The sequence below is a fragment of the Catellatospora coxensis genome (assembly GCF_016862635.1).
Lineage (GTDB): Bacteria > Actinomycetota > Actinomycetes > Mycobacteriales > Micromonosporaceae > Catellatospora > Catellatospora coxensis.
The window spans coordinates 1-17,562 of sequence record NZ_BONI01000128.1 but is presented as its reverse complement, the minus strand read 5'-3'; the positions used below and the strand labels follow the sequence as shown (position 1 = coordinate 17,562).

The following is a 17,562-nucleotide window of genomic DNA, read 5'->3' as shown; positions in this document are numbered from 1 at the left end:
GACTGGAGTAAGTGCAGGTCAGGGCGGGTCTTCCCTCACGGGAGACCCGCCCTGATGCGTTTCAAGATCTGATCTGGGAGAGATCTGGGAGAAGATCTTGAAAATCGGGGATCAGCGCGCCCCGCTCCGCTCCCTCAGCAAGCGGTCCAACACGGCGACCGGTGACCCTGGGCTCATGGCATGGCGGGCGACCAGCGCGGAATGCCAGAGGTCGGTTAAGGCCTCCATGAGCCGGTCTCGCATCGTTCGCGTGATGTGTGAGTAGCGCGCCTGCACAGACCCGTCCAGGTGTCCCATCCGCTCGTCCTTGAGCTGAGACGGCGTGCCCAGCTCATCCATGAGCGTCTTATGGGAGTGCCGGGTGCCGTGCGGGGTGAGCCGCTCGGCGATCGGCACCCAACAGCCGTCAGCCCGCTGTGACGCGCCTCTCCCCCGCGCCGGAACGCCCGGCCACGGGTCGGACAGGATCGGCACCGGGTGCCCGGCCTCTCCGGCCCGCTTCGGATATCGGCCCGTGGCCGCCGGGTGGAACAGCCACGTTGCGAAGCCCGAGCGCCGCCAGTGCGCCGCCAACTCCCCGCCGGCCAGCCCGCGCACGTATCCGAGGTCGGCAATAGCCGCCTCCACCCGCATCCGCGTGCGCTCCGGCACCGTGTCGGGCCGGTTGAGCACGTTGGAGACCGTGCCCGTGGACACGTCGGCCCGGCGCGCAACGTCGATGAGCTTCGGCCCCGCCTGCCGGGCGGCCTGGTTGGCTGGCCGGTGACCTCGGAACGCGTACTTGCGCCCGTGGCACTGACACGGCGCGGGCTGGCTGGCGGCCAGGTGGTCGAGCAGCAACCGCCCGTGCCAGTCCGGCAGGTCGATGGTTCGCCGGGAATCGTCCTTAGGCGGGCAGCGGTGAAGCTCGCCGGTGTCCAGCTCGTAGAGCTGCCACTCCACGCGCAGCTCGCGCGCACGGACGAACTCCGACTCCAGGCCCACCATCTCGCCCCATCGCATGCCGGTCCATCCCATGGTCACGATCGCCACGAACTCGTCATCGCGGCCGGAAAGCATCGCGGCGCGCTCGGCGATCAGGAGAATGCCCAGCGCGTCTGTGACGGCCTTCTCCGGCCCCCGCCGAGTGGACCGGCCGACCCGCCTTCCTCGGCCGCGTCGTTTGGCGGCTGGGTTGAAGTCGCGTAGCCCTTCGTCGACCGCGTCGGACAGGATCAGGTGCAGAGTCGCGCGCCAGGTCTTGACACTCGACGGGGCGTAGCCCCGGGCTCGTTCGGCCTTCTCCCATGCGGCGACGTCGGCCGCTTTGATGTCGGCTATGGCGACGTTCTCAAAGGTCGGCATCAGATGCTCTTCGATGTGCCGCCGGTAGTTCTGCATGGTTGACGCGGCCAGGTCTTGAACGGCATACCACCTGCTGACGAAAGCGCCGAACGTCTCGCGTCCGGCGGCCACGTTGCGCCACCTACCGCGGCGAACGTTGGCTTCCTCCTCCTCGGCCGCCTGCTCTGCCTCGCGCTTCGTGCGGAATCGAACGGTTGCGCCGCTCGCGTCCTTCACGGTGTCGTACTTGCCCGGGGCGGTCTTGTAGCGGCCTCGCCAATAGCTGCCACGATTCTCTGCGAATGCCAATGTTTCACCTCCAAAGGAAGCGCCGCACGGCAGTTGCCGTGCGGCGCTGATCGATCAGGCTGCGAGTTGACTCAGCCCCGCCACCGTGCGGGCACGGCGCGGCACCCGTGCCCTGAGAGGAGTCACGACAGCCACGCTGGTCGGGTGCTGCACCAACGGCGCGGCGGACTGTGCCGTCCGGTGGACGCTGGGCTGAATTGGCTCCACCTCGAAAAGGCGAATGATCTCCTTGACGTGCTCTTCCGTGAACCGGTAGCTGCCACCGATCCACGAATAAGGGATACGGCGCTTGCGCGCCTGCTCCTTGATCCACCACTCCGAGCATCGGAGGCGCTTGGCGACCTCACCCGGTCGGTACAGATCCGGACGGGTGGCATCGATCGGGCGATGTGTTGCGGAGGGTCGAGTGGGCATGATGTGACTGCTCCTCTTCCTGGCAAGGGGTTGGGAGTGGTCTCGGCGCGCGTTGGAGCGCGCGCCGAGACGATTGATTGAGCCGAGCGCGGACGGTGGTGGCATGCCCGGCCCGCCAAGACAGCCGCTGAGCCAAGATCTGACTCCGCCCGGTGTCTACACATGACTCAAACTTCAGTCGCACCGTCCATCCAATGTGGAGGTGCAACAAGGGGTCGCTCACTCGGTCCCGGTGGCGCTGTCGCCAGAGCGGATCAGGCGCAAACGACCATGCGCGGTGGACGACTCATGTCCTGGAGGGAGGGGGGTATCCGTACCATCCGTACCATCCGTAACACTGCTGGTCAGCCCCGGTACGGAATCTTGGGTGGTACGGATCGATCCGTACCAGTCAAGATTCCGTACCGCCTCTGAGCTGGGCTGGGACGGATGGTACGGATGGTACGGCTCCCCCTCGGTTTCCGGACCGTCCGGCTCGCAGTAGCGGTCCCAGGCGTCAGCGAACGACGTCTTCGTGTAGCCCTTCGCCTGTCCGGTGGGGAACCGCGCCGTAGTCGGCCGGACCTCGAACTCTCGCAGCAGCGCGCCGAGCCGGTACGGGTTGAGGTCCGACCACGGCGACTCTTCTAGCCCGCGCAACCGTTCGAGCAGGAGCGCGGTCGGCAGCGCGTCCGCACCGGTCTCGGCGAAGATCGTGCGGCAGTCGATGAGCAGCCGCACGCGGTCACTGGTCGCCGCGTTCTCCTCCTTTGCCCCAGTCAGAGTGACGGCGGCTGTGCGGGCACGGATCGGCCAGTCACCTCCGGCGAGGTCGGCAACCGCGATGAGGGGTTCCCACGTGTCGGCGGCCCGGTCCTCAACGGGCATGACCGGCTCGGCGACGCGCAGCGCATCGAGGTCACCGAGCAGCCATTCGCTCAACTCCGCGCCGATCGCAGCGACTGCGGGTCGGTCGCGCATGATGCGCCACGGCTTGACCTTCTCGCGTCCGGCGCGTCGGCGCATGTGCACGACTACGGCCCGGTCCTCGATGGTGTCGGGGGCCGCGCCGATGCCCGCCATGGCAGCCATGGCGAACGTCGAGATGATCTGGTTGCACTGCGCGTTGTTGTCGTAGCGGATGGCGGGCCGGTTGCGCTGGTGGCCTGCGTTGAGCAGGCCGCGTAGGTCGTCGTTGTCGCCGAGGTTGCGAAAGATCGTGTCGTACTCGTCGATGAGCAGGGTGGGCGGGTTGTCGGTGCCGATGGCCCGGTAAACCGCCGCAGGCGACGCGTTGACCGTGATGAGCGGGTTGTGGCAGGCGGCCTCGATCAGGTCGAGCAGCCGGGACTTTCCGCAGCGCTTCTCCGGTGCCCGGATGACCAGGCGGGGCGCGCACGCCCATGCTGGCAGCGCGTAGGTGGCGGCGATCCACAGGACTACGGCGTCCAGGGATTCGGTGCTGGGCAGAATCACGTACAGCTTGATCGCGGCACGCAACCGATCCAGCAGGTCAGCGCCGTCGATGGCGGGTCGATTCGTCTTCGGTCGGGTCACAATGTCACTCCTTCTGCGGCGAACCCGTCTCGGATCGCGTTGGGGGTGGACTTGGCCCACGGCCAGCCTGCGGCGTCGCAGGCCGACACGAGGGTGTCGTAGGCGTCGATGCTGGTCAGGTGGCCTGCGGCGATGATGAGTGCGGCGCCGCGTGCGCAGCCGTACAGCGTCACGCGCCGCCTGCCCTCCGGGGCCGCGCTGATGCGGGCGACCAGCGCAGACATGAGCCGGTCGGGATGGGATATGGCCCCCCCGCTGCGCGGGGTGAGGGGTTGGCCGGCGGGACGGACGGGCGCGCGCCGCCGTACCTCGGCGACACACGCGGCCACCAGCGCGGGGGCCATATCCCTGATCTGCGCCCCGTCGTCGGCCCACCGGTAAGGACGACCGGTGTCGGGATGGCGTGAGGGCGGCGCGACCACGTACCCGCCGTCGGCTTTGACGTCGATGCCGGGGCCGAGCCGTATGCCCTCGTCGCAGGGCACCGGCTGGCCGGGATGGCCGTAGTACAGGTGCAGGCCGCCACCGCCGGTGTGGACGTAGCGGGTGGGCGGGGTGAGTCCGCGGTCGATGAGGGCGCGCAGCGAGGTCGTGCCGCAGTGGCGGGGGTCGACGTCGATGACGACCAGGACGGAGGGCGCGCCCGTCCGGATGGCGAGGATCCCGCGCGGGACTGCGGCCGTCATGGCTGCGATCCGGTCGGGGTCGGTGCTGGCCGCGTAGAACCCGTGGCAGGTCAGGCACGCACACGCCTGCGGGTCGTGAGGTGTCTTGGTCTTGCGTGCCGTATCGCAGGGCGGACACAGCGCTACGGGCCGTTTGGACCGGCCGAGCATGAACACCGGCCAGCCGTTGGCGGCGTAGCGCAGCGCAGCCGCCAACAAGGGGTGAGCCGCCGCAGGCGGCCTTTCTGCTCTCAGGGTTGTGCTGCTCATCTGCCCTCCGGGGTGGCGGTGGGGACCGGCCGCCTGTTCGGCCGGCCGGTCCTGGTGGCGGTCACTGGTGGGCGAGGGCGCGCGGCGCGGTACGGCGCTGCTGGTCGGCGCGAAGCCTGTGGCCTGTGGAGATGGCCTCGTCGGGGGTCATCCGCATCAGTTCGAGGTCGGTGAACGCGTCCAGTTCGGGGAAGCGGGCACGGATGGTCGGGCCGACGTCGGTGGTCACGTCGAGGGTGGTGGTCACCCAGGGCTTGCCGGTGAGGGCTTGGTAGATGCGCGGGATCACGGCTGTCTCCTTCGGTCGGATTAGGCGGCGGCGCGGGAGTCGAGTGCGGTCATGACGCGGTTGCCGAGCCATTGGGCGACGGTGCAGGTGACGGCGTTTCCGGCCTGCATGGTCTGTTCGGCGACGTTGCCGGTGACGCGGTAGGTGTCGGGGAACGTCTGGGCGCGGAGCTGCTCGCGGGGCTTCAACATGCGGAAGCGGCAGTCCTCCACGGCGACCGCTGGGCGCACGAGCGCGCCGGAATCGCGGGTGGCCATGGTGTGCAGCGGCTCGTCGGTGCTGGTGGTGCGGTTGTTGCGGCGGTAGGGCACGACCAGGGCGTGGTGTCCGCCTCCGGCGGCCATGGTCTGGAACGGCTGGCGGATGCTGTGCGCGGTGCCGTGGTTGCGCAGCACGGCCACGAACGGTTCCGGGGTCAGCAGCGCTTCGGACTCGCTGCCGGTGCGGGTGCGGAACGGCCTGGTGGTGGGGCTGGCGGTGGTGTTCCAGCTCCCGCCGGCCGGGACCAGCAGCGGCGGGGTGAGCACCCCTTCGCCGATCTTCACGGTGCGGGTGGGCAGCGGCGCGCCGTGCAGCGGCAGGGCGCGGGCGGCGCGGCCGGTGCCGCCGTCGCCGTGGTTGACGGTGATCAGTGACTGCTCGCCGCTGAACTGCTTGAGCCCTTGGCGGATGCGGCTGATGGTGTTCGGTGCGAGGGGGTCGGATGGGTCGCGGTCGCCGATGCGCTGGCCGAGGTCGGTCCAGTCGATGACCGAGCCCGCAGGGCTGACGTAGGGCTCTACGACGGTGTTCATGCAGGCGACGTTGGGGCAGATGTAGAGGTACTGCTGGCCGTACTTGCCGATCTTCCGTAGGCGGGTGAGCGGGGTGTCCTTCCACCACTGCACGGCGTGCACGTCGACCTCGCAGCCGGGGCACCAGGCCAGGGGGCGGGGTGCGACGTCGGGCAGCGGGATGCCCTCGCGGGTGAACACGAGGTAGAGCCGGTTGCGCCACTGGGCGGCCTGGTCGTAGCCGTCGCCGCCGATGTGCGCCGAGGACACCGACACCGGCTGCATGTTGTAGCCGAGCAGGCGCATGCCCTGGCACCACCAGTCGAACAGCTCCCAGCGCCACGACACGTCCGGGACGTTCTCCACGATGACGAAGTCGTAGCGGTGCAGCTCGGCGGCGCGGATGATGTCGCCGAACGTGGCGCGGGTGCGCTCGAATCCGGCCTGTTCGACATGGCCGTTCTGCTCGAAAAGGTCGAGCTGCCCGCGCGGTCGGACCTTCTGGCGCGGGCGGGCCGCGCCGCCGGAGGGTGAGGCTTCGGTGCAGATCGGCGAGCCCCACAGTCCGTCGGTGCGGGGCAGGCTGCGCATGTCGACCTTGTTGATGTCTTCGCACTCGTGGCGGGCGTGGGGGAAGTTCGCGGCGTGGGTCTCGATCGCGACGCGCCAGTGGTTGACGGCGGTCACCAGGTGCATCCCGGCGGCGGTCAGGCCGTAGGAGGAGCCGCCCGCGCCGCACAGCAGGTCGGTGAAGGTCAGGGTCACGACGGTGCTCCGTTCGGTGTCAGTGGTTGATGTCGCGGGACAGGCGGCGCAGGTGGTTGTAGACGCGCACGCCGCGCCGGGCGCGGTAGCCGGTCATCTTGCAGCGGCGGCAGTCCTTGCGGCGGCGCAGCACGGCGGTGCGTCGCCAGCCGGTGGCCTGGCAGCGTTCGCAGCGCGCGAACGGCTGGACGGCGCACAGTCCGGCGTAACCGAGCGTCACGGCGGATGCGGCGGCGCATCCGATCATGGCTAGAGTCGCGGAGGGGTCCACGGAAGTGCCTCCAGAGGTGGTTTCAGGGTGCGCGGGGCCAGGCGTCTAGAGCGTCTAGACGCCTGGCCAGGGTGTTCGGGTGTGCTCTAGGGCGTGCTCTAGGTCTAGAGCGCGGTTGCTCTAGACCTAGAGCGATCAGCCAAGACGGTTCGCCCGGATTCGCGGCTTTCCTGGTCGGGTCACTTCCCGCGCTTGCGGTCACGCTCCGCTACTGCCGACAGGATGTCGTCGCGCTTGATCCCGAACAGGTTCTTCTTCTTGCCGGTGTCGGGATCGACAGCCCAGACCTGCCCGGTGGTGATGCCGTAGGGCTTGAGCGCCGCCGAGACGTTGCCGGTGTCCCAGCCGTCGTAGACCTCCGGGTGCAGCTCGGCCAGCCGCGCGGCGACCGCGACGGACGCGGCGTTGCGCTCGTCGGGACCGATGACGGTCAGCACGTCAGCGAGGACGTCATGCGACGGGCGGACCGGCGCGTCGTCGACCACGCCCAGGGCGTAGCCCGTCAGCGTGCCGGCCGCTTCACGTGCCGCGCGGGCGCGGGCCACGACCGTTTCCGCCTGCGGGTTGTCGACCTTGTGCGTGCGGGTGATCTGCGGTTCATCGCCCTCACCGACCAGCCAGCCGATGCCCCTGTCGGAGCGGGCGAACATCGTTGCCGAGATCCCGGAGGTGTGCATGCCCGATCCGAGGATCATGTCGTTCGGGGTGTGGTGGACGACCTTGAGCGCGTACCGCAGCACGACGTTGGCCGAGATCTTCGCGGGGATGGAGTCCTTGTCGGGGCGCTGGGTGCCGAACAGCAGCATGATGCCCAGCGCCGGGCCGCGCCGCACGATGTCCTCGCAGATCTCGCGCAGCTCCTCGCCGTACTCGGGGTGCTCGAACCAGCGCTGGCACTCGTCGACCCCGACCACGATCGGGAACAGCCCGTACGAGCGCTGCGAGGCAAGTTCGTCGGTGACCTTCGACTCCGGGACCAGGTGCGGCGGCAGTTCCCGCAGCACCTTGGTCCGGCGTCGCTGCTCGGCGTGGAGCTCGCGCATCGCCTCCAGGCCGTATTCGATGTCGTCGTGGTCGTCGCCTGCCCGGTAGCGGTGCGCGACCGGTTCCAGGCACCGGAAGTCGCCGGTGCCTTTCAGGTCGAACGGCCACACCTGGGCGCGCGTGTCGAGTGCTGCTGCCAGCAGGCACAGCCGCAGCGTGAACGTCTTGCCCATGCGCGGGATCGACCCGATCAGCATCGAGGCGAACATGAGCGTGATCTCCACGGCGCGCCCGCGCGGGTCGGTGCCCAGCGGGAACGCCTTGAACAGGTTCACCGTTCCGGCGCGCAGCAGCGGCCACTCGGGATTCGGTGACTCGCTCATCTGCTGGTCACCGACCCACACGACCAGCCGTCCGGGGTGAACCTTGGGCTGGCCCTCCGGCCACACGCAGCCCAGCGGGCGGCTCAGCGCGGACGCGAGGGATTCGCGCTTGGCGATGACCTCGGTGGCGGTCACGCCGGGCGGCAGGTCGATGTCAGCGCGCCAGCCCGCGCCCTCACGGCCGATCCGGGCGGGCCAGCCGATCGCGTGCGGGTCCTTGGCCACCGCCCGGTTGATCCCGGCGATGCCCAGCGCCAGCAGGGCGCGTTCGATCGCGTCGCCGGTCAGCTTCGAGATCCGCTGCGACACGACCGCGGTGCCCAGCAGCGGCGCGTCGGGGTTCCCGCCAACCAGGCCGAGCCCGGCTACGGCCGTGGCCAGGGCGGCGGCCTGCCAGCCCAGCGGCGCGGCGGTCAGCGCGGCCGCGCCGCCGCAGGTGGCCAGCATCGTGAACGCGCCGACCCACACCCGCAGCCGTACGCGCTGGTCGCGCTTGTTGGCGAGCTTCATGTACTCGGCGGAGTTCTCGTCGCGCACCATCGCGCGGCGAAGCTGCTCGGCTTCCCAGTCGAACATCCACCGCACCCCGCCGACCACGACGCGGCCCAGGCCGCGCGGGGAACGCAGTGCAAGCTTGCCGCCGTAGAACGGCAGGCGGATCAGGTGGTACGCCGCGACGTGGCTGCTGTGGTCCAGCGCCCACCGCATCTGGTCACGTGCGGCGTCGGCCGAGCGCAGCCAGCGCGGCAGCACCGGCCGGCGGGTGCCCGGACCGGGCGGCGGCCCGGCCTGGTCGGGGTCATCGACCGGCACGACCGGAGCGTCGTCGGTGAACAGTTCGTGCTCGTAGGCGTCCCAGTCGAAACGCGTCTCGTCGGTTGACATGATGACGTGCACCTTCCTGTCGGATGGAGGGGTGCGCGGGGCGTGGCCTGCGGTTTGGCGGCCAGTCGGGCCACGCCCCGGCGCGGTTACGGGCGCTCGGCGGTGAGCAGTGCCTCGCAGCGCTGCTCGGTCTGCTCGATGAGGACTTCCAGGCCCTCCATCGCGCCGCCGCACAGCGCGCTCAGCAGGAACACACCGGCGGCGGTCCAGCCGTGGCCGGTGAACGCGAGGGCCACCGCGCCGACCAGGCATGCGACCCCGGTCAGGCTGCTGGCCAGCCAGGCAGCCCGCAGGCGCTTGGCCCAGGTGATGAGCGAGTCCAGGTCGGCGGGGTAGTTGATGACGATCGTGAACAAGAGACGATCCCCTCTCTGGCCTGCCACGGTGGCGGCCACCGCACGCGCCGAGCAGGTTCGCTCGGCGTGCACGGTCACTGCCCGGTCGGTCAGAACGGCGGTTCGTCGTTGCTGTTGCTCTCCCACGGGTTCGCCTCACCAGCGGCGGCCGGCGCGCCGCCACCGGTGCGGGTCAGCTTCTTGACCTGCGCCGTTGCGTAGCGCAGCGACGGGCCGACCTCCTCCACGTCCAGCTGCATCGCCTGGCGGTTCTCGCCTTCCGGGGTCTTCCACCGGTTGAGCTTCAAACGGCCGGTGACCACGACGCGCGAGCCCTTGTGCAGGGATTCGGCGATGTTCTCGGCCATCTCGCGCCAGGCCGAGCAGTTCATGAACAGCGGGTCGCCGTCCTTCCACTCGCTGGTGGCCTTGTCGAACGTGCGCGGGGTGGACGCGATCGTGAACTTGCACAGCGCCGCCCCGGCGGGGGTGTAGCGCAGTTCGGGGTCGGCGGTTAGGTTGCCGACCAGGGTCAGGGTGGTCTCGTTAGCCACGAGCAGGCTCCCTTCACGGGCTGGTCCGCCGATCTGGCGGCCACCGCGACGGGCCAGGACCGGTCAGCCCTGGCCCGCACGGTGGTCGCCGGTCAGGCGGCCGTGTGCGCCAGCAGCGCCGCGACCCGCGAGGCCTTGCCCTTGTCGCCCCGTCCACCCATGACGTGCTTGTGGATCGCGTAGGCGCTCGGCGCGGGGGTCAGCGTGCCGTCAGCCACGGCGGCGCGGGTGTCGTCCAGCAGCGTCCGGACGTCGCCGGTTAGCACGTGGCTGCGGGGGTGTTCGGGGCGGTTGATGGCATCCGGACGACCGCCCAGCACCGCGCTCATGTCGAGATCCATGTCGGCCAGCCGGGGCGCGCCGTGCCACGGCCGGGCCGCTGATACATAGCCGTCGAACAGGCCGATCAGGAACGCCGTGCCGGCCGCGCCGATCGGGCCGACCGAGTGCGCCAGCAGCGGCCCGATCTGCTCGCCGAACGCCAGGTCGGTGTTCCACCCGCCGACGATGTTCAGCGCGAGGGACGTGCTCAGCGCGGTCCACTCGATGGCGTCGGCGCGCCAGTCGGTGTCACCACCGGCCGAGCGCAGCACCGCCCGCCCGATGATGATCAGGCCGACGATCGCGATCAGCGCGGGCTCCATCGCCCACGCCGCCCACCAGCCCGGCGACCCGGCATCGATGCCGAGCAGCCGCGCGACACCGGCCTGAACGCCGGTCGTGGACCAGGCGGCGAACGCGGCCAGGACCGGCACACCAGCGGCCAGGGTCACCGACCGCACGCGGGCCACGCGCAGCGCCCGCATCTCCGCCGACCCCTGGATCTGCGCCCGCAGCCGCGCCCTGGTGCCGGAGCGCTGCGCCCGTCGGTACAGCGCCGACAGCGCCGCCGCGTCGGCCGCGTCGCGCGCCCGCTCCCGGCGTGCCCGCTTGGCGGCGCGGGCCTGCTCGCGCACGTCGCCCATCGCGATACGGTGCTCGGCTTCCATCGCCCGGCGGGCGAGGGTGTCCTCACGCTGCACGATCAGCCGCGCCCGCTCGCTGTCCAGCTTCGCGGCGACCTCGTCCACCGGCCAGCCGTCGTCCGGCGCGGCAGCCTCGGCCGGAACCGGCGCGGCCGGCAGGACCCGCGCGGGGCCGATCTCCGGACCTGGGTCCACGTCCACCGCAGCCAGCGGCGACGGCTCCGCCGCGACCGGCGCGGCGGTGACCTCCGGCTCCGGGGCCGGGCCGGTGGGCTCGTCCTGCGGCGGGGTGGCCGGGCCGGAGGTCAGGCGCTCGTCGGGGGCGGGCGCGGTCAGGGTCGCCAGCAGGGCGTTGGCCTTGTCGTTGCCGATCCGGAACCGCTTGCGGGTCGCGTTGGCGGATGGGGTGGTGCCCAGCTCGGCAGCCCAGAGCTTGAAGTCGTCTACCAGGTCGGCGACCGACGCCGGGTAGGTGGTGGGTGTGGTCATTTCGAACCTCCAGAAAGTGGGTGGCGGCGCTCGGCGGTCGCGTACACGCGCACCACGCCGGGCCGGGAAGTCGGGTAGGGGTCGGACACGCCGGTCAAGGTCGTGGCGTCGTCCAGGACGGTCAGCAGGTTGGCCACGTCGCCGGTACGGCCGATCAGCCACACCTGCACCGGTTCGCCGGGCGCGGCCAGGGTGTCCAGGGCGGCGCGGTAGAGCGCGTCACGCTGGCCGGAGCGAATCCGGGCGGTGAGTGCGGCGGCCTGGTCGGCGGTCAGCTCACCGCGGGCGGCGCGGCGGGCGATGTCGCCGATGGCGCGGCCGGCACGAGTGCGCGGCATCAGACCTCGACCTCCTTGTCCGTGGACTGGCGGTCGAGCTTGTGCGGCTCGCACAGGTACGCCTTTGCGCTGGTGGCGGTCTCGCGGGTACTGCTGGCCCGGCGCCGCATCGGCACTTGCGTGCCCGCCGCGTGCGCGTCGGCCTGGGCCTGCCAGCAGTCGTCACAGTCACGCTCGCCACCGAACTTGGCGTAGCGGACCTGCCCCGGCTCCAGCGGCGGGCGGACCGCCCGCCGCACCGGCACCACCGGCGCGGCCTGGTGCTCGGTGACCGCGCCGGTGAACAGGTCGATCTGGCCGTTCACCGCTCGGCCCGCCGTACAGCGGCAGCGCGGGAGCACACGAACCGGTAGGGCCGGTTGCGGCGGGTGCGGATGGCGGCCAGGCGGCGCTTGACCTCCGCGCGCTCCAGCTCGGTCAGCTCCAGCCGCTCACCGCGCAGGTTCAGTTCCTCAGCGCGCACGGCGCGCCGCACCGCGACCTCATCGACGTAGAACGGGTCCGGCTCGATCTCCAGCGGGAGACCGCACTCCAGGGCGAACAGCAGGTCATCGGTCAGGGCCTTGGCCCACGCGGACCCGCAGGCGACCTCTCCGACCAGGTCGGCCGGATCGATGTGGACGTGGCCGGCACAGTTGCGGGCCGCCACACCGGCGAGGGGGTGTTCGGTGGTCAGCCAGGCAGCGCCCGGCTCGTCGGCAGGTGCCGACGCGATAGCCTGAACAGGCATCGCTCTCTTCCCTTCAGCAGGTGGAGTGGGTGCGAAAGGCCCCAGCGGGCGGCAATCCCGCTGGGGCCGTCTTTCTGCGCGTCAACCGCGCGCCGCCACCCTGGCGGCCACCGCGCGGGCCGGGCACCGCCCAGTCCGCACGGAAGCTGTCAGCGCGCCGAGCGGCGCGCACGGGTGGAGCGGTGAGGGCAGCGGCCGTCGTCCTCGGGCAGCGAGGTCACACGGCCGCAGCGGCACTCACGCCACGCGGCAGACGAACGGATCGAGACACGGACAGATGCGGCGAGGGTCATCACGTCCACCTCTTCCAGATCAGATGGGTTAGAGACAGTTGTCAGCCGGGGCGCGGTCAACGTCGACCGCGCCCCGGGCAGCAAAACGCTCGGCCGACAAGCGGCCAAATATGTAAATCAGCGCCCTTTGCTTGCTTTCACTATGAAATTCACCAAGGAACAAGTGCGCGGGGCCGTAGCGCACGACGCAGCCGAAGCCACATCGCCGCCCGCCACCTACCGGCGTTGCGTGCGGGCACCCGAAGCGCCCAAGAGAATCCTTGTTGCGCTTCTCGGTTGCGCAACAGAGTAGCGTTACGCAGACGAGTTGCGCAAGAGGGTTCCGCTACCCTCATGCAGTGACTGATGTAAGAGCCGAACTTGCCGCAGCTACGAGGCGCTACCGCAAGACGGAGGCGGACCACGACGAGGCACGACGCGGTGCCATTTCCGCCGCGCTCGCGGCCTTACGCGCTGGGGTGGGGCCAGCCGAGGTTGAACGGCTCTCGCCGTTCACTGGTGCTTACCTCCGCAAGCTCGCTCGGGAGGAGGGAATCCCCCCGGCTGCCCCAGGGCCGAAGCGTTCAGCCTGACTGGACGTCCAAGTACTCATGCTGTCGGTCATGCATCGATCAAACGCCAGACATCACGGGCGTTCCCACCACGCGGGTTTCCCATCCTGGTGCATTTGACGGATCATGTTCATGTCCCCGAATGCCCCTCACGAGGATGGCCGTGTCCAATGGCGAATGAGCGTCTACGTAGCGTCATGCAGACTGCCGGGCTCACCACCCAGAAGTTGGCCGGTGAACTTGGCGTCGATCCCAAGACGGTCGAACGCTGGATCACCCGAGACACGGTCCCGCACCGGACGACAGCTCTCAGCGCTGCTCGGCTGCTCGGCAGTCAGGCGGCTTACCTGTGGCCGGCACTGGAGGACAGCCGCACGGCAGCATCGGAAGCCGAGGTAGTCGGGTTCTATCCACACCGGCACCTGGTGCCGAAGTCCATGTGGTTGGACCTTCTACGCGGCGCACAGCGGGAGATCGTGCTCATGGCGTACGCCAGCCTGTTCCTGCCCGAGGACAACCCTGAGTCCATCCGGCTGCTGCGGGAGAAGGCAGCAGCAGGGGTACGCATCCGCATCGCGTTGGGCGACCCGGAGACGCCCGAGATTGCCCTCCGGGGGGCCGAAGAGCGGCTCTATGACGGCCTGGTCGGACGGGTGCGTATGGCGATCGCCTACTACCGCCCGCTGCTCGGCGTGCCGAACATCGACTTCCGCCTGCACCGGACGACGCTCTACAACTCCGTATTCATGTACGACGAAGAAATGCTGGTCAACCAGCACGCCTACGGGGTGTACGGCTACCGGGCTCCGATCCTGCATCTTCGACGGTGCGAGGGAGGCGACCTCTTCGACATGTACGCCGAGTCATTCGAGCGCGTCTGGGAGACCGCCTACCCCCATCAGGCTGCCGAGCCGCTGTCAGCGAGCGTCCAGCAGTCCGCGGACCGAGAGGACCGCCTCGACAAGACGGGCCGTGTCGCGTAGGTCAGGCAGGACCACATCGGCCCCGAGCCCGGCCAGGGTCTCCGCGTCGAACTTCCCGGTCGCGACGGCGACCACGTACGCGCCTCCGACCCGGCCGGCCTCGACATCACGTGGAGTGTCGCCAATGAGCACGGTTGTAGCTGGCGTGAACTCGATCCCGTACTTCCTCGCCGCCTTCGCGCGGGCGGCGGGCACCAACTCCGCACGCACCTCATGATCCGAACCGTAGCCGCCCACCTCGAAGTCGAGGCCACTATGCAGGCCGAACGTCGCAACCTTGGTGTACGCGTTGGGCGCGATGTTCCCGGTCAACACAGACTGCGTAATGCCCGCTTCCTCACCCAGGGCGTCAATCGCAGCGCGAGCACCCGGCATGGCATGACCGCGCTCGCGCAGCTGCGGCACGAGTGAGCCCAAGGCAGTGGGCATGACCTCGTGCGCCTGGGCGGCCAGCTCGGGCGTGAGGACCAGGCCATGTCGCTCGAAGAGCGATCGCATGATGCCCGTGTCGGTCATGCCGTCTGTGATCACCTTCTCTACGGGGCTCTTGCCCGTGAGGAGCTTGAAGCCCAGCGCGTACGCCTCCTTGCTCACGCCCCCGTTGTAGATCAGCGTGTCGTCAACGTCCCAAAGAACCAGCAGCGGCACAGCGGCAGCGGTGTCAGTCATGACGTAGACGGTAGGCGTCGGACGGCTAACAGAACACCGCATGTAGGGGACGACGGTGGACCCAGAACCTAGGCACGGTGTCTCGAAAACGTCCCCCAATGCCCCTACAGATGGGAACAAACGGGGTCGTCAGGGGCTCGCCGCGCCGGGTTGTGCGCTCTGGGCCTTGGCTATGTGCCAAGGCCCAGAGCCGTACTACTACCCGAGATAGGTGTAGACGCCGAGCACGCATACCAGCGTGCCCCCGAAGGCCGCTCCGGCTCGGAGAAGAGCACTCGACATGTGCTTATGCTCAGCGTAGGCAACGAGGCCCGTCGCCATCGCCACGATCAGGGCGGCCAAGACGGCAATCGCGACCCAGACCATGCGCCAAGACCGGTCAACGTTCACCGGGATCACCACCGTGCCCATCAGGCAAAGTTGACCCGGGGGAGGGGTTGGTGCGTAAAGTCAAGCCATGCTCCTGTCTCTTTGACCGGCCAGGAGGCGTAGACGGCTCTCTGTTACCGCAGAGGGCCGTTCGCCGTTGAACGACCTGCGTCTTACGCCCTACGAAGACGTTAGTTCAGCTATAACGTTCGGCGCACCGCACAAAAATAGATCCTGCTCAGGCTCGGTTATGTAGGAGGCGCTGCTCATGTGGACACGCCACCCGGCGGTACGGGCGTATTTATGAGCGCGACAATATGCGCCTTTTGCCTGTATGAGTTCGATTCCGGCCGTCGTGGGCCTGGGCGACCACCTGCATATTGCGGTCCATCTTGCCGCGTGGCTGCACATAAGCTCCGGAGAGCGAGGGACCGCCAACGCCTGCTGTTCTGCGAGTTACAGGTAGGTCCGGACAGATGCCGCAACGTGCCATTTGGTGCCGTGCTCGTTGCGCCCTTCCCGCGCCGGACAGGCACATGGTTCAACACCACGGAGACGGCCGTCTGCGCGCTCGTGTGTGAGAGCTGCCAGCACATCGGCGAGGAGTTCTTCATTAATAGGGCAGGTGATTATGCGGTACGGCTCGTGCCGCTAGTCGAACCTGCATCCCACAAGGCTCCTGACTGAAGTGAAAGCGGCTTGACTGTTCGATCTGGAGACAGGCTGACCAGACGCTGTCGACGTAGCGCGTGGACTACATGATCAGGCGTGATCCACAAGCACGGAGTTGCCCACAGAGTGCCGCGCGTCGGTGGTGACTCAGGCCCTCTGGGTGCTTCGGCCTTTCACAGTCGTACCATCACCTGGATTGTGAGGGAGAGACACTTGGACACCGCTCAGGGATTATCGATCATCATGTCGGCGGGTGCCGTAGTTATTGCTGCGGTGGCTGCGTTCTACGCAGCATGGCAGGCATTCGTTGCCCACGGTTCCATGCAACAAGCGAAGGATCTTTATCGCGACCAAAACCAGGCATATGTCTTCGCCGACATACGGGCTGATGAGCACGAGCCACAACTAGCCGTTCTTGTGGTGAAGAATGAGGGGCCAACCGTCGCCACAAATATCACGGTCTCGTTCGAACCGCCGATATCAGCGAATCTCCATCGTGGCAGCATCAATATCGATCAGTGGCTAATTCCCTCTCTTCCACCAGGTGCGCGCCTAGTTAGAGGGCTCGGTGTCGGCTTCGAGTTCTTCCCAGCCAATGAGTTCGTCTGCGTCATCACGGTGACAGGTACCGGACGCCACGGCGCACTAGATCGCCTGGCGTACGCGATCGATCTTCCCGCGATCGGGAACACCCTTGCAGCCCACAAGACCACATCGCACATAGCCGGAACGCTGGAGAAGATTGCCAAGACGCTGTTAGCGACCGATAAGAAGCTGGGCGAAATCTCGACTCATCTCAAGCCTCCGCCCCAGGCAGACTCAGGCCCTCTCGCTCCGTCTAGCGTCGGGGCCGATGAGGCTGTCCCGCTATGAACGTGGTGCGCTTGCTGTGACCAAATGAGCGCCACATAGGCCCAACGGGCGATTGAAAAGGACACTCAGCCAGAACTTGAGCTGCGGATCGGTGGACGCCGCCCGATCTACCCAGGGCTATCGTTACTGGACATGACCGAGGTTCAGGAAGTTGAAGAGGTGGGCGGCGACCACCTACTCCGCATCCTCGCGGGTGCTGCGCAGGAGCTCAGCTTCAAAATGAGCATGACCGTAAACATCGGCGGGGCGACGGTCCTGGGCGTCCTCATCGGCCGCGACGTCTGGGTTGAGGAACTCACGGCGGTGGCAGCGAAGGCCGGACCAGGCGGGCAAAGTCTCGGTGAGTCGTTTCAAGGGCTCTTCCAGTCAGTGGACCTCAACCGGCCGGCAGACGAAGAACCGGTTTATGGGTACCTACACCTTCGGGATGCTCGGTACCTGTCGGGAGGCGCGGTCAGCCCGCAGTATCCGAATGCCGGATTCTTGTGGCGAGGAAGGATCTCTGAGATCAACGGGTGGACATTGGGAAGTCTTTCGCAGCATCTTGACACCTAGGTGTGCGACGGCAGCACTACGGACGTAGGTTCGGACGGCTATTCCGGAATGCCGACATTCCCTACATGATCAGCACTCGCATGCCTGCTCGGACCTGAGCAGCTCCTGGCGCGGGTTATCCGTAGGCCACATTTGGAGTGTTCCGCATTCCCAGCTCGGGGCGCACGCCCTGCTTAGTCCTGAGAAGGTCCCGCTGGGAGAAATCCGGGAGAGGATCTTGCCCAGGACCACCCCAACGGTCAACTTGAACCAATGACTACCGAAGCCCTGAGCTGCCGCTGTGATGATCGGTGCAGCTGTCGGACTCGGTCGGGCCTAA

General features: G+C 68.4%; 19 protein-coding genes. 3 read left to right on the top strand and 16 right to left on the bottom strand.

Annotated elements, in window-relative coordinates; translation table 11 throughout:
* Positions 1-111: 111 nt before the first annotated feature.
* The 14 genes from Cco03nite_RS40085 to Cco03nite_RS40020 all read right to left on the bottom strand — a co-directional run bounded on the left by Cco03nite_RS40085 (position 112) and on the right by Cco03nite_RS40020 (position 12,278).
* Positions 112-1,632, bottom strand: coding sequence for a LacI family DNA-binding transcriptional regulator (locus tag Cco03nite_RS40085; RefSeq protein ID WP_203699281.1), 1,521 nt, complete (start codon positions 1,630-1,632; stop codon positions 112-114).
* Positions 1,633-1,686: 54 nt separating this feature from the next.
* Positions 1,687-2,046 carry a helix-turn-helix domain-containing protein gene (locus Cco03nite_RS40080; RefSeq protein WP_203699280.1) on the bottom strand — a complete coding sequence of 120 codons (360 nt, stop codon included), beginning with the start codon at positions 2,044-2,046 and terminating at the stop codon, positions 1,687-1,689.
* A 219-nt stretch (positions 2,047-2,265) separates the two neighbouring features.
* Entirely contained in the window at positions 2,266-3,582 is a 1,317-nt protein-coding gene (locus tag Cco03nite_RS40075; RefSeq protein WP_203699279.1) for a DUF3631 domain-containing protein, read from the bottom strand.
* The gene (locus tag Cco03nite_RS40070; protein ID WP_203699278.1) at positions 3,579-4,517 is read right to left on the bottom strand and encodes a bifunctional DNA primase/polymerase; all 939 of its coding nucleotides are present in this window, start codon (positions 4,515-4,517) and stop codon (positions 3,579-3,581) included. Before Cco03nite_RS40070 ends, Cco03nite_RS40075 begins: the two co-directional genes overlap by 4 nt.
* A 61-nt stretch (positions 4,518-4,578) precedes the next feature.
* Complete coding sequence (locus tag Cco03nite_RS40065; RefSeq protein WP_203699277.1) at positions 4,579-4,806, bottom strand: hypothetical protein; 228 nt, start codon at positions 4,804-4,806, stop codon at positions 4,579-4,581.
* Between the two features lie 20 nt (positions 4,807-4,826).
* Positions 4,827-6,344, bottom strand: coding sequence for a DNA cytosine methyltransferase (locus Cco03nite_RS40060; RefSeq protein WP_203699276.1), 1,518 nt, complete (start codon positions 6,342-6,344; stop codon positions 4,827-4,829).
* Between the two features lie 19 nt (positions 6,345-6,363).
* Positions 6,364-6,564: a hypothetical protein gene (locus tag Cco03nite_RS40055; RefSeq protein WP_239168047.1), complete on the bottom strand. Its 201-nt coding sequence runs from the start codon at positions 6,562-6,564 to the stop codon at positions 6,364-6,366.
* Positions 6,565-6,794: 230 nt separating this feature from the next.
* Positions 6,795-8,867, bottom strand: coding sequence for a cell division protein FtsK (locus Cco03nite_RS40050; protein ID WP_203699274.1), 2,073 nt, complete (start codon positions 8,865-8,867; stop codon positions 6,795-6,797).
* Between the two features lie 86 nt (positions 8,868-8,953).
* Positions 8,954-9,223, bottom strand: a complete 270-nt coding sequence (locus Cco03nite_RS40045) for a hypothetical protein (protein ID WP_203699273.1) — start codon at positions 9,221-9,223, stop codon at positions 8,954-8,956.
* 89 nt (positions 9,224-9,312) lie between these two features.
* Complete coding sequence (locus tag Cco03nite_RS40040) at positions 9,313-9,756, bottom strand: single-stranded DNA-binding protein (protein WP_203699272.1); 444 nt, start codon at positions 9,754-9,756, stop codon at positions 9,313-9,315.
* Between the two features lie 92 nt (positions 9,757-9,848).
* Positions 9,849-11,210: a hypothetical protein gene (locus Cco03nite_RS40035; RefSeq protein ID WP_203699271.1), complete on the bottom strand. Its 1,362-nt coding sequence runs from the start codon at positions 11,208-11,210 to the stop codon at positions 9,849-9,851.
* The gene (locus Cco03nite_RS40030; protein WP_203699270.1) at positions 11,207-11,548 is read right to left on the bottom strand and encodes a hypothetical protein; all 342 of its coding nucleotides are present in this window, start codon (positions 11,546-11,548) and stop codon (positions 11,207-11,209) included. Before Cco03nite_RS40030 ends, Cco03nite_RS40035 begins: the two co-directional genes overlap by 4 nt.
* Positions 11,548-11,853, bottom strand: a complete 306-nt coding sequence (locus Cco03nite_RS40025) for a hypothetical protein (RefSeq protein WP_203699269.1) — start codon at positions 11,851-11,853, stop codon at positions 11,548-11,550. The genes Cco03nite_RS40030 and Cco03nite_RS40025 overlap by 1 nt, the downstream gene beginning before the upstream one ends.
* The gene (locus Cco03nite_RS40020; RefSeq protein WP_203699268.1) at positions 11,850-12,278 is read right to left on the bottom strand and encodes a hypothetical protein; all 429 of its coding nucleotides are present in this window, start codon (positions 12,276-12,278) and stop codon (positions 11,850-11,852) included. The genes Cco03nite_RS40025 and Cco03nite_RS40020 overlap by 4 nt, the downstream gene beginning before the upstream one ends.
* 1,041 nt (positions 12,279-13,319) lie before the next feature.
* Here Cco03nite_RS40020 and Cco03nite_RS40015 point away from each other — a divergent pair.
* Positions 13,320-14,105, top strand: a complete 786-nt coding sequence (locus tag Cco03nite_RS40015) for a helix-turn-helix domain-containing protein (protein WP_203699267.1) — start codon at positions 13,320-13,322, stop codon at positions 14,103-14,105.
* On the opposite strand, the gene Cco03nite_RS40010 is transcribed toward Cco03nite_RS40015, so the two are convergent.
* Positions 14,040-14,774 carry an HAD family hydrolase gene (locus tag Cco03nite_RS40010; protein ID WP_239168046.1) on the bottom strand — a complete coding sequence of 245 codons (735 nt, stop codon included), beginning with the start codon at positions 14,772-14,774 and terminating at the stop codon, positions 14,040-14,042. The genes Cco03nite_RS40015 and Cco03nite_RS40010 overlap by 66 nt on opposite strands.
* Positions 14,775-14,972: 198 nt before the next feature.
* Positions 14,973-15,185 (bottom strand): hypothetical protein, encoded by a 213-nt coding sequence (locus tag Cco03nite_RS40005; protein WP_203699266.1) that lies wholly within the window; start codon positions 15,183-15,185, stop codon positions 14,973-14,975.
* 843 nt (positions 15,186-16,028) lie between these two features.
* Here Cco03nite_RS40005 and Cco03nite_RS40000 point away from each other — a divergent pair.
* Positions 16,029-16,688, top strand: a complete 660-nt coding sequence (locus tag Cco03nite_RS40000) for a DUF8453 domain-containing protein (protein WP_203699265.1) — start codon at positions 16,029-16,031, stop codon at positions 16,686-16,688.
* A 132-nt stretch (positions 16,689-16,820) separates the two neighbouring features.
* On the top strand, positions 16,821-17,243 hold the full coding sequence (locus Cco03nite_RS39995; RefSeq protein WP_203699264.1) for a GvpU-like protein: 423 nt from the start codon (positions 16,821-16,823) through the stop codon (positions 17,241-17,243).
* Positions 17,244-17,562: the final 319 nt, after the last annotated feature.